This window comes from Runella defluvii (genome assembly GCF_014195535.1).
Lineage (GTDB): Bacteria > Bacteroidota > Bacteroidia > Cytophagales > Spirosomataceae > Runella > Runella defluvii.
On sequence record NZ_JACIBY010000001.1, the window covers coordinates 483,281 to 499,649 of the forward strand.

A 16,369-nucleotide genomic window follows, 5' to 3' on the forward strand; every position below is an offset into this window, starting at 1 on the left:
TTATTTTTTAATAAAAAAACTTATAAAATAACTGAACTTAAAAATAAAGTAGTATAAAATATACATTTGAATCCAGCCACGTGTTAAAAACATGGGCAAAGTCATTACACTTTCGCTTGGGAGAAATATAAATACTGAATTGATAGCCAGTAAGATACAGAGACTGATTCTGGGCTCAAATCCATTAGAAATTGTTGATTTTAAATTTATGTAACATGAATCAATTATATAATAACACGGGATTATAAAGATAAATAGTAACAGAAGATACCACCAGCCAAATGAAATCATTCCAGTTCCAGAAATATGGCCAGTGCGATTTACACCTATAACACTGTAATCATTGCCAAGATAGTTAGCTTTTGCGAATAGGTAATCTCCAAACGAATAGTTGATTAAGTTTTTGTTGAGATCAATTCCTAGCAATGTCAAAATGGGCGTGGGTAAAATAGCTATAGTACGATTAATAGAAAAATCTTGAAAACCTTTGTCAATTTTAAAGTTGAGTTTTGAGGCTTCAATAAGACTAGCATCATTAAACTTTATATTACAAAATCTTGATAATAATACATTGTTAAGATAGTACTCGTCCCATCCTGAGTCGTCACCACTCTTATTATTTTTAAATTGTTGTAATAAGGTTTTATTTTCATATGCTTTAATAGTCATTTCAAGTAAGTTGAAACTTGAAACTTCATGGCGCTGATTCCTGACAGCAACCATTGCAGTACTCAAATCAGATATAGGTCCTATTATCAGCCAAAATGACATAATCAATAAAATAATATTTTTCTTATTAAAAAAGTTTGCTTTTTTGATTCCTAAACCTATACAGAGTATGTATGAGTAAGCCAAACTTGTAAAACCAAACATAAATGCACCACGGCTATTTCGAGCCACGCTTACTAAAAAAATAATAATTGTATAGACTGATATTTTAATTAGATAATTATTATTTATTTTTTCATTCCGACCATAAATGATACCAATTCCAATAAAATAAGGCGCGTAAGCGAAATTAATTAAACTTTCAATAAATTTATCAAAAGAACCTCCAGTAAGTTTTAAAGCGCTTTTTGCATATATGTAAACGTAGAATGTCGCGAATACACCTATAAGCCCAATAATCCAAATTTGTGTATCTGAAGGCGGGGTGAAAAAATCGAATCTTAATAGGATATTACGAAGTTTATTCTTGTGTAAATACGAAAATTGCCTGTATACATAATGAGAAATTATGAGTGTAATTAAAATCAAAAATGAGTGTAAAAATACTTCATTAGATAATTTTAAATTGAACACAACAGGATTTCCCTCTAACAAAGTAAATATAAGAGGGAGATATAATTGGGTTAGAAAAAATCCAATAATCAAAAAAATTGATAATGGGAAGTTTTTGAAAAAAGACTGCTTAAGTGTGGTTATTATTAAAATATAAAATGATATATTTATGGTCAATACAGCGATAAAATTATTGGAGTCAAAGAAAAAAATACACTGCAAAAGTGAACAAAATATCAATGTTCGTGAAGCCCAAAGCACTAATACATTAACAAAGCTATTAGAATTGTTAATATTATTTGGTATCGTATTTTTATTTGAGCTCATATGTTTTGCTTTTTAAAAAGCCTACCATGTTTTTACCATAAGTATCCCATCCTTCGATTTTTTTTACCCGTAGGATAGCATTTTCTGACATTTTTTTTCTCATTAAATCATTATCAATTAAAAACTGTAGCTTATCATGTATAGTTTGACTAGAACGAATCGGAACAATAAAGCCCTCAATGCCATCTTCAAAAAGGTCTTCTGCTCCACTGTTAGGAGTAGAAATGACAGGACACCCACACGAAAGTGCCTCTCCTTGTACTATTGCTAGACCTTCTTCAATACTGGGCAATACGAAAACGTGACTCTTACTGTAATATTCAGCAAGACTTGTATTTGGTAAGTTGCCTTTAAATATTACGTTTTTAATGTTTTTTGATTTGATAATCTGTTTAATTTCAGGCTGAACTGAACCAATAACAAGCAATTCTTTATTTGGATGTGATAATAAATTAAAGGCATTAAGTAAATCAATAAACCCTTTCCTTATGCTAACTGCCCCAACCCAGAGAACTCTAAATTTATTACTCGGTGGATTGCCGATTTTTTTAAATCTTTCAAGTCTTGCTCCGTACGGTATTTTTATTACCTTTTCTTCATTAACACCCATACTTATAAATGTGTTTTTTACAAATTGAGATGGTACAGTAATAAAATCTGCAATTTCATATTCATTAAGTTCTTTTTGAATAATGCGATTATCAACTCCTTCATATTTAAATCCCCATCTATGATATTCATCTTTCAAAATATTATCTTGAAAAACGATGTGGGATGACCCTCTATCGCATATAAAGTTGCCGCCTAATGATTTAGCTTTTTTCCCTGAGTATAGTCCAGTTCCTGATAATGATATTAAAGTTGTTGGACTCTTAATGTTCTGAGCTACAAAGTAATCTATACTTTCAAATGCCAACCAGTCCCACTGCTTTTTTAAGGCTGGTAGATAGTCAATCCAAGGGCCTAAAGCCATATAAGGGGCACGAAACCATGGAAAGGTTTTTATTTTATCTACGGCAATGCCGTCTTCGTCTTTTAATTTAAACGATGGATAGCCAGTCCAGATAGCTTCAAGAAGATTATACTTTTCGAGTTGGCGCGCTAAATGAAAATGATGGAAGCGACCAATTGAAATTTGGGTAATTTTATTCATCTTTTTATAAATGAAAAATCATACCGACTTTTATGAAAACATACATATCCTTTTTTTCTAAGCTTTAACCTCATTTTCAGTGATTTCCATTTACTTATACCGTCAAAAAAATCATGAAATTCAACAAGTATTTGCCTAACCTCTATGCTACTCTCCAGAAGGTCATCAAGAACGTCATATTCAAATCCTTCTATGTCTAGTTTTACTACATCAACATATGATAACCCATAACGCAAAATTTCATCAACAAGCGATACTGACTTAAATTCTTCATAATTACCATTGCTGCTCTGAAGAATCGTCCAAGAGCCTTCCTGAGGATCTTGAGGCTTGGCCATAAGCACTCCCATATTAGTTTTGCCTAAGGCTTTAGCATGATAAGTTATTTTATTAGGGCCATTATATTCTTTGAATGTTTTCCTACCAGTAGGGGATGGATCATACAAATATACACATCCATCAAATTTTTCAACAAACAATTGTTCGAATGAAATATCATTTCCTGCACCTCCAGAAAAAAGTATTGGAGATTTCTGGAGTGATGCTGTATCAATACACCAATCTGCTTGAAAGTTGCCAATTACCTCGCTAGAGTTTATTCTAGTATACTGAACTCTATCTATGATTTTACGAATAGTTCTTTTTAATTTCTTCATAATGTAACAATTTTAAAAATTATTTTAGCAATTAATACCCTGCCAACTCTACCACCCAATGACACGATAAATAAAAACCACCTAATATAATTTGGTAATATAAATGATGTATTTGTAGAAATTAAATTTAACTCTATTAGGTATTCAGAATACCCGTAAAACCATTTCCTTAGAGCAGTATCTCTTTGTAGAGAATCGTAATTTAATGTCCCTATTATTTTTAGTAATAATTTTTTGTTTCTGTTTGTATCTAACAACTTTGAGTATAGACTGCTTACTATTTTATTATTTTGAGAAATTAGTTCTCCTTTCTTATTAAGAGTAATTGAGGCGACTTTAGGGTGTCTTCTTACAAATGTGATAATTTCATCTTCAATTCCTATATTACTTTTTTCTGAAACTCTTGACCAGAAATCAAAGTCGCCAGCAAAAGGTAGTGATTGCTGAAAGTAGTTGAACTTTTTAACAATATCAGATCTTAAAGAAACATTTGAAAGATTACCTGGAATGTTTCCGAATATATAAAAAAATAAACTTGACTTAGAAGAATCAAGGACTTTTGGAGCTATTTCTTTTAGATATTTTGTCAATTTACATTGTACAACATTATTGAAGTTAAATCTAACAAATGATATACTCTCTGGAGCTCTCTTCCAATAATTGATAATTGTTTCGATTGAAGTCTTTTTTACAAAGTAATCATCTTGACATAAAATTTGTGATAAAGGCGATTTTGTTTTTGAAAAAATAAAATTCAAATTTTCAAAAATGCCTAGGTTTGATTCTTGAAAATAAACTTTTATTCTTGAGTCGTTTAAAGTTTTTAAATAGTCTCGTGTTCCATCACTAGACCCATCATCACTAATAACCATTTCCCAGTTTTGAAAGGATTGTGTAATGACGGATTCTACACATTCTTTGATATATGGTAAACCATTCCAAGTCGGTGTAATTATTGATATCTCGGGTAACATATGTGTTTTACGTTTTTTTTTTTAAAAAAAAGTTATAAATTTTATTTACAACTACATTTGGTAAAGCCTTAACATATTTATAAGATATCACAATTTGAAGACTAATAGATAAAACCATGATTAATATTTTAAAATTTGTATAATAAGCTAATAATAGCATCGAAAATGACGCACAAAAAACGCTTAAGGCTGAGTGGTTAAATAAATTATTGGGCCATTTTAATTTGTTTAAACTTAACCATCTTTTGCAATAAAAGTGATATCCAATTGAAAGTGTGCATTCTGAAAATACTAAAGAAACACCTATCCCAATAAGATTAAATTTGGGTACGAGTATAACTAAACTCAATACTAATATTAGTCCAGATACTATTGATAGAATAAGTTGGTATTTTAATAAATTATTTCCTGTTATAATTGATATGGCAGGTTGAGTTATAGCATAAATTAAAACTGAAATTGAGAGTAAAGAAAATAAATATGGGTCAAAAGAGGTTTTATTTCTTGTCCAAATTAAATATAAAGGTTCCACATATACTTGTAAAATTGTTACTGCTGGAGACATAAATAGTATAACGATAGCCCAAAGCACGCTAATACTACTATTAACTTTATCTTGATCTTTTTGGTGTAAGAATTTTACTAACTCAGGCATTAGAGGGTTGACTACAGTATTCAAGCCTTGCAATGCAATATTAGAACCGGTTCTTATGGTTGTAAAAGTTACAAACTTATTCGGACTTAAAAAAGGGGAAATTAGTGTTCTAGTTCCTTGTTGGCGAATGTTGTCGAAAAACTCTTTTATTGCAACTATTGTTGAGTTTCTTAAATTTGTAATACCCTCTTGAAGAGAAAAGTTAACTAATCTAATGTTCTCTCTTTTCAATATTAAGTATAAGTCAAAATAAATAAAAAGGCTAGATATAAAAGTTGATAATAAGGTTACAATACTGACGGTAATTAAATCCCCTCCTTTGGTTACAGCAAATAAAGGGAAAAAAGCAGCTGAGAAGGTAGATAAAATTCCCCACCAAGCCATTCTAGGGTAATAACCAAATGGTGTCACTGCCCTTACCAATATACCTCCCACGCTACTACTTAATAAATTGGAAAGTGTTAAAATAAATAATACATAACCTGCCGTTTGTAAATTAAGCGATGAAATTGATACAAAAATATGTCTCAAAAAATCACATTTAATTAGTAATAAAACTGCTAGACATTGAATAAAACCAAGTAATAAGCCAATTAATATACCAGAAGATATCGTTTTATTTAGATTATTAACGTCTGTATTTTTGATTTTTAAAAATTCAAATCCTAAAAAAGTCTGATGACTTCGTTCAAAAATTGTAATAAATGACATAAGTGCTTGACATGAAATCCATATACTATATGTTTCAATAGTCCAATAAGTCAAATAAATTGGCACAAACATAATCTGGATCACCAAATTCAAACAAATACTTCCCCATGAAGCTAGACTTCCTGATATAATTCGCTTAACTGATGACATTGACTTTAGTATCCTTTAAGATAAAAACTTCGTTATATTGCCATTCATCAGATTCATATTGTCCTTCATAGCCTAAAGAATTTAATAAATTGTAAAGCATTTCTTTAGTTGACCCAGCTCTCTTTAAAAATATATCTGTTATTTCGATTTGTAAACTACATACTCTTTTATCCTTTAAAATCGGCAATAAACCTAATAGTACAAAATATTCATATCCTTCGACATCTATTTTTATTAAATCTATGACCTTATCCTTATGTATAAAGTTATTTATAATATCACAACCTTTCATTAAAACACAACTTTGAGTACCATCATTTTTATTTTTACTAATAAAGTTTATTCCTGTATGACTTTCGTCTGCCTTAATTCTTACTATTTCATTTTCCGACCCTAATGCTATATTAAAAAGTAGCCATTGGCATTGATGAAAATTGGATTGATTCGCAAATATTAACCTTCTATATTCTCTTAAGGAAGGTTCAAAAGAGAGTACTGACCCTTCACGTGACAGTTTTTGTGAAGCTAATGCAGAGTAATAACCATTATTCGCTCCAATGTCAATAAATACTCCATCATTTGGTAAATTAGAAATTAAATATTCTAGTTTATAGTTTTCAACTTCCTTTTTTATGAATGCTGTATCTTGTAAACTAGAGAAGTAACCTTCGAGCTTAATTCCGTTCCGTACATTTATAATGGACGTTTTAAAAAATTTATCTAAAATTAAAAGGATTCTCTGTTTACCTTTAAAATTGGGTAGATTATAAATAAGCTTTCTCATTTTATTTTAAAAGTGTTTATAATTTCTTTAACTCTTACTTCGGTAGTTTGTGAGTGAATCCATTTCAATGCATTTGATTGAATAGATTGGTAATCATCATTTGAAAGTTTATTGATTTGTTTTATCAGATCTTGATAGTTTTGATAAATAATAGAATTGCTATTATCTAAACCATGTGGCGCACAATTAATATTTTTCTTATTGAGTTGTAAAAAGCAGGGAACAGCACCATTCGCAGCTATTTCATAGTGTCTCATACAATCCCACCCTTCTCGTTTTGTTGTAATTCCAAAACGAGAACTCTGTAAATCCAAGTAATAGTCATTTTCATTTGAAAAAACATATTTATCCCTAGCTTCATTTATGTATTGTGCTACTTCTTTATCAACAATATGTCTTGGAAAATCTTTCGTCTTTATTGGAAGTTGGTTAATGATTTTTTCTTTTGGAATAGAGAATGATATTTTGCGTAAATTTTTGTCAAATTTATACATGACTTTTACAAAACTTGGTGATAATGCTTTGTAAATATTAAAATGAGTTTCAGTTGTCCACTCCCTTTTAAAATACAGGAAATCTTTATTAGCTCTAGGTAGAAACCAGTAGTAGTAGTGTTTGAGCCAAATACCCCTCATGGGATAGGGCTTTGGAGTATCATCTCCATCAATAATAATTGTGTTTTTGTAGTTTAACCAAGGTCTGTATTGTAAAAAGAAACCAAATTGACGCTGTATGTTACTGATTACTATTAAATCAAAGTATTCTTTTTTAATTTTTGTATCAATGTTTAGCCGGTCAATTGGCGCATCATTTAGCAAACCATTATAGAGAGTAAATCCTTCTCCATAAATTTTATTATCAAATGATTGATAGTTTTTGTATAAAAAATCGCATTTAGGATAATCAATACAATTATACCCATATATGCTTCTGAAGCCATGTAAAAGAGAATCTGCTAAGTAGTCTTGCTCAGTTGAAGTTATAAAAAGTATTCTCATGTATTATTTCTTAGCAATTAATACAATTTGCCCTCCAAAAAGACCTTTTGATAACCTAACAAATATATTTTTGAAAGCCCATTGCCGTAGTTTATATGGTATGAACTTAGTAATCGTTAATCCAGGTAAATCACCTGTGACAAAACTATTTATAATTTTGAAATTATGTGTTATTAGTAAGTTTTTAGCACTTTTATAAGTATACCATCTTAAATGTGTGTAGTCCCATATTCCTGTCTCTTTATAGTTGAAATTTCCTAACAAGAGTTGAAACCTTGCTTGATAAATCATAATATTGGGTAATGCGATAATCAATTTCCCATTATGAGATAATATTTCTCTTACATCACTGAGAAGTTTTTCTGGATAAGCTATGTGTTCGATAACGTGGGAACATATAACGATGTCGTATTTATTTTGAGCAATTTCAAGTGGGAGTCCATTTTCAAGATTATGTATGTAAACATTGTTTAAATACATACCAGCATTTCGAGCTTCCTCTTCTGATAGGGTAATTCCATCAATATTTCTTCCATCTCTTGCCAAGATACGTGCATTGTCACCAAAACCACACCCAATATCTAATATTGATTTATCGGAATCAGTAACAGCATCAATGATAGCTGAATTTCCACTATTTCTATACACTTTTTCTGCTGAAATTTTCATAATTTGCTCTAGTAGTAGCCTTTACCGTATTTAGTTCCATACCCATAGCCATACCTATATTCTCGGCTGTTACGGTAGTTAACACCATTAAATATTATACTTATTGATTTAAACTTATCATTTTTCTTTAACTCAGAGACAATTAAGAGGTCTCGTTTCGGTGTCATATCATGCCTGACTATGTAGAAACAGGCGTCAATTAATGGACTCAAAATTACTGCATCGGTCACAAGCCCAACTGGTGGAGTATCGATTAAAATATAATCAAATTGTTGCCTGTACAATTCAAGCAAAGATTTTATACGACCATTTGATAATAATTCTGATGGATTTGGGGGAAGCGGCCCAGTCGCAATTAAAGACAAATTATCAACACCAGTTTTTTGTAATATGCTATCTGGGGTGGTATTACCAATTAAATAATTTGTAATACCATGATCTCTTGGTAATGAGAGGTAATCACTTAATTTTGGTTTTCTAAGGTCTAATTCTAATACTACTACTTTCTTCCCTAAAGCTGCAATACTAGCTGCGAGATTAAGGGTAACAAAACTTTTCCCTTCACCACTATTTGAAGAAGTAAAGAGTATAACCCTCCCAAGGTCATTATTTGAATTAGAGTTAATGTACTGTAGATTTGTCCTTAGGATACGAAACTGTTCTGTTATAAAACTTCGACTTTTTGTATCAAGAAGGGGGGATTTTACTTCTTTTGGTTTCAAAGCGATTTCGCCGAAAATCGAAACAGAGGTTTCTTGTTCGATTTCTTTCTTAGTTTGAACTTTATCATTTAACATCTCTTTGAGATGTAATACTAAAATAGGGAATATAAAGCCTATCAAAAATGATATAAGGTAAATCGTCCTTTTTCTAGGTTTTATGGGGCTAGATGTTGAATGTGGTAAATCAATTATCCTACTATCTGTTACAGTAGAAGCATAAGACAGGGCAGTCTCCTCTCGTTTTTGGAGTAAGATTAGATACAAGTTTTCTTTAATATTTTGTTGTCTTTGTATGCTAACAAACTCGCGTTCTTTTCGTGGAATTGCTCGTATTGTTGTTTCAAAACGCGTATTTAATGACTGTAGCCCACTTTTTGTAATTGATAGTCCTTTCTTTTGATTATTTACACTTTCTCTGATAGCTTGTTTGGTGTTGGATATTTGAGTGTTTAAAGTTTCTAAAAAAGGATTGCCAGGTTGTACACTTCTTGAAACTTTTTCTTTCTGTAATTCAAGTTCACCCAGTTTTTCAATAAATGAAGTAAGAATCGGGTCAGTAACCATTAAAGTTGCTGGTGCAATCTGACCCTGACCACTTTGCAGATATCTTTCCACCCCATCAAGTACCTTTAATTGTATATCTACCTCATTAAGCTTGGTATCATTATCCTTAACTTTTTCAAGAAATAAATTCGCTTCTGTACTTAAGTCTGTAATACCTTGAGAACTTTTGTATGTTTCTACATCTTTTTCAACATTTACAAGCTCTCCTGTAATTAACTTTAAACGTTCCTCGATAAACCGCATAGTATTTGACGCTTCTCTATTTTTGTCTTGCAAAGAAGAATAAGAATAGGCATCAAGTAGCTTTGCCAAAATAATTTTCCCTTTATCTGGATCATTTGTTTCTAACCCAACCTCAAGTACAGTACTTTTGGTATTGAGTAAGTTTACTTGAAGTTGTTGAGTTAATGACTCAATGAGATTTTCTTTGTCATAAAAAAAGATTTTAATGATTTGATTAGGAATGATTTCTTTTTTAGAAATAAATACCCGAAAACGGCCATATCCTGAATTCACTGGCTGTGTATAAAGATAAGTGCCAAGGTTGTTTTTATCTTGATTTAATAGTCTATAATGTTGATTATCAATTGTTTGTATGTATAGAGGTGTTTGATAAGCATTATTTTGAAGTTGGGTATAGTTAAGTGTAATTGGTGACTTTTTGAATAATTCACTGTCTCTAAATCTACCTTCTTCATAATACCCAACTGTAAGATTTAATTCATTTATTACATTCTCGATTAAATTGCGTGATTTTAGAATTTCAATTTCATTTTCAACTATCTTACTTCCTCCACTAATTTCTAAATCTTTTAAAATCTGATTGCCGCTTGTCATACCTTTTTTTTCATCCTTAATTAAAAGAGAGGCACTCACCCTGTAGATTGGGGTCGTATATTGTAAATAAAAGTATGATACTGCTAAACTAAAGAATAATGATAGAATGAACCAATACCAGTATCTCAAGTATTTGAAAATAATTAATCTAAGATTAAAATCTTGATCTTTGGATATTTCGAAGTCTTCCATTTATAAAATTAAATCAGGATGTAAAAGTTGGTGATTACTTGAGAATAAAATTTAATAAAACAAGAATTGTTGTTGTAATACTGGTAATTACTGGTACTAGTTGTATTGAACGGTCTGTGTAAGTTGCTTTTGCTTTAGACGGTTCAATGTAGATTACATCACCATTCTTGATGTAATAATAGGGAGAGTTAAGGACATCTCTGTTTAATAAATTGATTCGAGAGAGTTCTCTAACCCCATTTTTTTCACGTATAATTAAAACATTACTTCGTTCGCCGTAAATAGTTAAATCGCCTGCCATTGCAAGTGCTTCGGGCAATGTTGTTTGGTCATTGACAAGATTATAAGTGGCAGGATGGTTGACTTCTCCCAAGATTGAAAATTTATGATTCAAAAACCTAATATTAATGGCTGGATTCTTAAGTGATTTTTCGATTTCATTTCTTATTTTTTGTGAAGCTTCTTCTAATGTTAGATTAAGAACATTTATTTTGCCTGCAAATGGAAGCTCCACAAATCCTGTTATATCAACTAAGTACCCTAATGGTTGGCGGCCTTGGTTGGCCCCTGCCTGACCTGGAAAACTAGATGTAGTTAGAGCATTTATATTTGCAAAGTTTAGTATTTCATTTGATTCTGTGCTTAAACTTCCCACTGTTATTGAGAGGATGTCATTTGCTTGAATTCTACTAATTTCGGGTGTGATTTTAGGTAACTTGACAATTGTAGTGGTATCATTACTTTGAAAGTATACAATTTGCTTAGGGCTTACGCAACTACCAAAGCAAGCTAGGATAAAGAAAAAATAGCAAAGTATTGCCAGAGGCTTGACTTTAGAGAATATATTTAGATGCATCTTTGTAGTGCTATCGTTTATTGTTTTGTAGAGCATTCTTTTAAATGGTTCCATTTTTTAACTTACAAAGTTACTTGACGCTGTGTAGAACTCCAAAAAAATCCCTTCATATGCTAAAGTTTGATTTTATTTATGGTGAATAGGATATTTTATGTGAATAATGCCGCCATATGTATTGCTTAAAAGAGTGCCTTGGTCAATGCCGATCTTAAATGTAATGTCTCCTTTGCGGAGAATTGCAGCCTTTTTTGCTAACTCAATTGAGGAAGAAAACTGTTGTACAGGTTCTTGATAGAGGCCATTGAGTGGGTTGAAGCTTAAATAGCTTAACCAAGTTGATAATCGAAGTTTTAGCGTTACTTTTTCAGTAAGTTGTGTTTGAAGACCACCATAGATTGCAATGAGCCTGTTGCTATTGATTTGTTGGAAGGCGTCATTTTTATAAGAACCTCTAACATCAAACCATCGCGCTTGGCTTTCTGTCCGCATCGTAATAAATGGATTTCCGATTACTCTATGTTGATATGTCCAGCCATCAAAATATTGATAGGGATGATTGAAATAATCATCATTAAAATAAACATTTCTGGTCGTATCATAACTTGTATTTTGGTTAAGTGTTGACAAAACTTCTAATGTGATTTTGGTAAATAAACGTTGGTTCTTCCTTTGTTTTATTTGCCAACTTATACCATAGAGCCCATCGGGTAAATTACTTAAAATTCCTCTGCTTTCTATACTATGTTGGTAATATAAAAGCCAATTATTCCTACCATAATTTATGCTAGTAGCGAAATCTATTGAGCCAACATGATTACCTAATTGATTTTCGAACATGGACGGTGAAGATTTCCGAGCTAAAAACACATTAATAAAATCTTTAAATGAACTTGGGAAGTCCCCATTGGGGTCGGTCCGGTTGTATTTTATTAACCACGGTGCATTCCCCCCCCATTGTGCAAAGTGAACAATACCTGCATATACCCTCCAAAACGGGCTTCTGGGTTGAAATTTGAAGTACAGTACCTTTTGATGTAAAAAATAATTGCTAGCAAATTGCTGCTTCCCAAACCAGCCATGAGCAATGTTTGCATTGATGAATACTTTGTTTTTGAAGATTGGTAAAGGAACAAATCCATTCGTTCCAATGTGGATTTTAGGGATTGGCAGTGCGTTACCAGACCAGGTGTAAGAGCCTGAACTAAGAGTAGTATCAGTAATACCAATTGTCTCTTTTTTTCTGCCGACATATATACACCAATTTTTGTATTCGGCAGATAAATATGATACAGGAAGTTGAAAGATTGACTTATCCGATATGCCTGCGACTAGTTCGAGGTGTCCAGTCCAACTAACATTACCTGTTTTATGTTTATTTTCACTGCTAAGCCTAATTAATGAAAAAGGAGAGGATATTGGTACGGATCCGTATTCTAAATTTCTGTTCCAAAATGGCGTACGGTTGCTATTTGCCCAACCACCTATAAATTCTATATGATTTGAAGTATAAATAGAGTTAGTATCTTTTTGCGCAACGAGCGAGTTAGATACTACATTAAGTAATACTATCAAAACAACTGAGAAGTTATGAATCTGTTGAAGTTTTTGGTTAGTACTAAACACTTTCGGGCCAAATTAATAAGAGGGAGAAAGAATTACTACTGCCAAATGTACAGTTTTATTTTCTTAATAGTGATAATTTACTACGGCTAGAACAATTGGATTCATATATTTGCCGAGAATTTTTGAGCGATACTCAGATTCCTTACATCAAAATATAACTATCTTAATTATATGTACTGGTCAATTGTTAATCGAAACACATTCCAATTGAAAGTTAGTATACTATTATCAATTAGTATATTAGGGCTTTGGAGAACTAGCTATGCACAAGGGATAGGTTTTCTAGCAGGAAGCTATCAAGCTGCTGTGGAGACAGCTAAGCGGTCTAATAAGCCACTTTTTGTAGAAGTCTATCTTACAGGATGCCCACACTGTGCAGCGTTAGCTCCTGTTCTCGAAGAAAAAAAAGTAGGAGATTATTTTAACACTCATTTTGTCTCCTACAAAATGGAAGCGAACTCAGAGGAGTCTAAAATTATGCAACAGCAAAAAGGGATATCTTATGTGGAATTTCCATTGTTCTTCTTTTTTGATTCCAGTTCTGGACAATTGACCCACTACGCAGCACCAGCTGAAAAGCCCAGTCGTGCTGAAGCGATAGAAGAAGTCCTTCGTCATGGGAAAGATGCTACTGATCCAACAAAACGAGTTACTTCGTATCCTAATCGATTTGCTAAAGGGGACCGTGATTTATTATTTTTGGTTAACTACGGTAAGTTTGCAAAGATGACAAAGGATAACGACCGACTTTGGCAGATAAATAATGAACTAGGTAAGATTTTTACGAAGCCAGTAGACATGGAAAGTCCTAATGGCTTCTATGTTCTTCAACGGTTAATAAATGATATAGAGAATCCGATGGCGGCGTATTTCTTCAAAAACATAGGTAAGTACAAAGCCAAATTTCCAGCCAAAGACGTACAAGAGACAGGAGAGTCGATTTTGTATTTTACACTGTACGGCCGTAGAGCGAACACACTCAATGTCGCTGACGTAGTTAAAGTTCGTCAGGCGTTTGTTCAATTGGGAATCACACAATCGGTCGCGAGTACTAGAACAGTTTTGAAAGAACTCGAAGCGTATTTTCGGGCAAAAGATACGAAGGGTGCCACAGAGAGGTTAAATGCTCACAAGAAATATGGAACGCTTCGTTTTGCCGACTATTCGTATTTAGTCAGATACTTTAATGAAAATGCAAGCGATGTTACTTATGTCCCATCCTTAATTATATGGGCTAATGAAGGCTTGAAACTTGTGAAACCTACAGAGAGAAATACGAAAGAGGTGGCTGATATGTATGGAGAGTTGGCAACAGCCTATCTCAAAGTCAATAAAAAAGAAGATGCCAAGAAAGCGTTACAGTCGGCTATCGCCGTTGCAAAAGCCGCTAAAATCGATGGTAAAGCATTTAATGAGAAACTTTCAAAGATTAAATAAATGCAAGAATCTGATATTCATCATTGAATAGGAGTGACTTTGAACGCATTTTTATGATTTGAGCTGGTTATTAAAAAAAACTTAAAATACACTAACCTATTTTTTTTGAATTGTAGATACTTATTGTATTTTTGTGAGTCATATGTTAAGTGAGGTTTATAATGTGGGTGGAAACCCACAGCACTAAAACATCACAAACCTTAAGCTATGTTTTACTATCTCAATCGTACAACACCCAGAAACAAAGGAAGACCCTAACTGCCCCTACGACCTGTCGGCTCTTGCGAGTGGGAGTGCTCGGTAAGGGACAATTATGCTAAACGTAAGCCTCTACCCCAAAGTGTGCTTGTAAAATTAAAATAACGTTTTTTAGTGGGGAAAAAAACAAAAAAAAGTCCAAATGAAACCAATCAAATCTTTACTTTCGCTTTTTGCGGTGTTGATGGTAGCAGTAGGAGCTTGGGGTCAAGCAGTAACGGATATTTCCCAGCCACCTGCCCCTTCAAGTCCGCAGTGTGGAGGGACCTCCCTTACCATTGCAGCAGGTAGTGTTTCAATTTCTGGAGGAGCGGGTTGTCAAAACATTGACGTAGTAGCTGAAATTGTTGATGCTACTACACTTGCCCCGATTTCAGGTACTAGTGTAACACTTGGCAAAGTTTCTGCTACGCCTGTTCCAGCAACAAACGCATCGCTTCCACTACCAGCTTCGGGTGGGCCATACGCTGTAAGATACAGCACATCTGGTTCAGGTTGTACTTTTAATAAGTACAGCTCAGTTCCTGGTTTTATGGTTACTCAGACTCCTGTTAGTTCGTTACAGCATATTGCTACTACGAACCCATCTACAGGCCCAGCATCTTCGATTACTTTGTGTCAAAGTGCAATTACAGGAAGTACTACACTCGACTTTAATGCAGGTTGTGATGTAGGTTCTACAGTTGTTAAAGATGCCGTAACAAACGCAACGGTTGTTCCAGGTGCACCCGCACCAACAGCAGCAGGTGTTTACAACTACAAAATCTCTTGTGTAAACGGAGCCTGCTCTAGCCCAGAGAAAACGGTAACTCTTACAGTAGTTGCTACGCCTTCAACACCAACTGGAACTATTGCTTTTACGACTCCAGAGGTTTGCCAAACAACGGCTGGTCCAGCAGTTGTTTTATCATTAGCTGCAGGTGCAGTATGTGATAACGGATCGCCAAAACTTTACGCTGACAATACAACTGCAGGAAGCGGTTCTGCTTCAGTGGTAGCCAATACGACTACCGCGGGTAGTTTCACTTATTATGTAGGATGTGTAACCCCAGAAGGGTGCCAAACTCCAGCGGCTAGTCGCGCGCCAGTTGTATTCAAAGTAAACCCGCTACCAGCGGCAGCTCCAACGGTATCATCATTTGTGAGCCCAGGTTGTGTTGGTACATTGCCAGTTTTCACAGCGACATGTGGCGCGGGTGAAACAGCTATTATTGTAAATGCAAGCAGTGTAGAGCAAACAGCTACTGACTTTGCTTCAGTAGGTACATATACAGTATATGTAGCATGTAAGACAGCAAAAGGATGTATCGGTGCTTCTTCAGTACCTTACACGTATAATGTAGTTGTGCCACCAACAGCATCTTTGGGTCAGGTATCATCAGTATCACCAGCGAAAGGTCCAGCTAACTCGATTAGCTTGTGTGTAAGTGCAGTATCAGGATCGACAGTATTGTCGTTCAATGCTACATGTAGCACAGGAGGATATAGCCGTACAACAGATTCATCAGGAAACCCTGTAGTG

General features: G+C 33.4%; 13 protein-coding genes. 2 read left to right on the forward strand and 11 right to left on the reverse strand.

Features of this window, described 5'->3' with window-relative positions; all coding sequences use genetic code 11:
• The 11 genes from FHS57_RS01960 to FHS57_RS02010 form a co-directional block, all read right to left on the reverse strand.
• Positions 1 to 1,608 carry a hypothetical protein gene (locus FHS57_RS01960; RefSeq protein WP_183971172.1) on the reverse strand — a complete coding sequence of 536 codons (1,608 nt, stop codon included), beginning with the start codon at positions 1,606 to 1,608 and terminating at the stop codon, positions 1 to 3.
• Positions 1,595 to 2,761 carry a glycosyltransferase family 4 protein gene (locus FHS57_RS01965; protein WP_183971173.1) on the reverse strand — a complete coding sequence of 389 codons (1,167 nt, stop codon included), beginning with the start codon at positions 2,759 to 2,761 and terminating at the stop codon, positions 1,595 to 1,597. Before FHS57_RS01965 ends, FHS57_RS01960 begins: the two co-directional genes overlap by 14 nt.
• Positions 2,758 to 3,417 (reverse strand): FkbM family methyltransferase, encoded by a 660-nt coding sequence (locus tag FHS57_RS01970; protein ID WP_183971174.1) that lies wholly within the window; start codon positions 3,415 to 3,417, stop codon positions 2,758 to 2,760. Before FHS57_RS01970 ends, FHS57_RS01965 begins: the two co-directional genes overlap by 4 nt.
• Complete coding sequence (locus tag FHS57_RS01975; protein ID WP_183971175.1) at positions 3,414 to 4,391, reverse strand: glycosyltransferase family 2 protein; 978 nt, start codon at positions 4,389 to 4,391, stop codon at positions 3,414 to 3,416. The genes FHS57_RS01970 and FHS57_RS01975 overlap by 4 nt, the downstream gene beginning before the upstream one ends.
• A gap of 7 nt (positions 4,392 to 4,398) precedes the next feature.
• Positions 4,399 to 5,907: an MATE family efflux transporter gene (locus FHS57_RS01980; RefSeq protein WP_183971176.1), complete on the reverse strand. Its 1,509-nt coding sequence runs from the start codon at positions 5,905 to 5,907 to the stop codon at positions 4,399 to 4,401.
• Positions 5,894 to 6,691 carry an FkbM family methyltransferase gene (locus FHS57_RS01985; RefSeq protein ID WP_183971177.1) on the reverse strand — a complete coding sequence of 266 codons (798 nt, stop codon included), beginning with the start codon at positions 6,689 to 6,691 and terminating at the stop codon, positions 5,894 to 5,896. Before FHS57_RS01985 ends, FHS57_RS01980 begins: the two co-directional genes overlap by 14 nt.
• A complete protein-coding gene (locus FHS57_RS01990; RefSeq protein WP_183971178.1) occupies positions 6,688 to 7,689 on the reverse strand; it encodes a glycosyltransferase family 1 protein in 1,002 nt (333 codons plus the stop codon). Before FHS57_RS01990 ends, FHS57_RS01985 begins: the two co-directional genes overlap by 4 nt.
• A 3-nt stretch (positions 7,690 to 7,692) precedes the next feature.
• Entirely contained in the window at positions 7,693 to 8,358 is a 666-nt protein-coding gene (locus tag FHS57_RS01995; RefSeq protein WP_183971179.1) for a class I SAM-dependent methyltransferase, read from the reverse strand.
• Positions 8,359 to 8,366: 8 nt separating this feature from the next.
• A complete protein-coding gene (locus FHS57_RS02000) occupies positions 8,367 to 10,673 on the reverse strand; it encodes a GumC family protein (RefSeq protein ID WP_183971180.1) in 2,307 nt (768 codons plus the stop codon).
• Between the two features lie 34 nt (positions 10,674 to 10,707).
• Positions 10,708 to 11,583: a polysaccharide biosynthesis/export family protein gene (locus FHS57_RS02005; protein WP_229601236.1), complete on the reverse strand. Its 876-nt coding sequence runs from the start codon at positions 11,581 to 11,583 to the stop codon at positions 10,708 to 10,710.
• Between the two features lie 72 nt (positions 11,584 to 11,655).
• Positions 11,656 to 13,101: a capsule assembly Wzi family protein gene (locus tag FHS57_RS02010; protein WP_183971181.1), complete on the reverse strand. Its 1,446-nt coding sequence runs from the start codon at positions 13,099 to 13,101 to the stop codon at positions 11,656 to 11,658.
• A 222-nt stretch (positions 13,102 to 13,323) separates the two neighbouring features.
• Between FHS57_RS02010 and FHS57_RS02015 the strand changes: the two genes are divergently transcribed.
• Positions 13,324 to 14,589 (forward strand): thioredoxin family protein, encoded by a 1,266-nt coding sequence (locus FHS57_RS02015; protein ID WP_183971182.1) that lies wholly within the window; start codon positions 13,324 to 13,326, stop codon positions 14,587 to 14,589.
• A gap of 400 nt (positions 14,590 to 14,989) precedes the next feature.
• Positions 14,990 to 16,369 (forward strand): hypothetical protein (locus FHS57_RS02020; protein WP_183971183.1); only part of this gene is annotated, 1,380 nt, incomplete at its 3' end.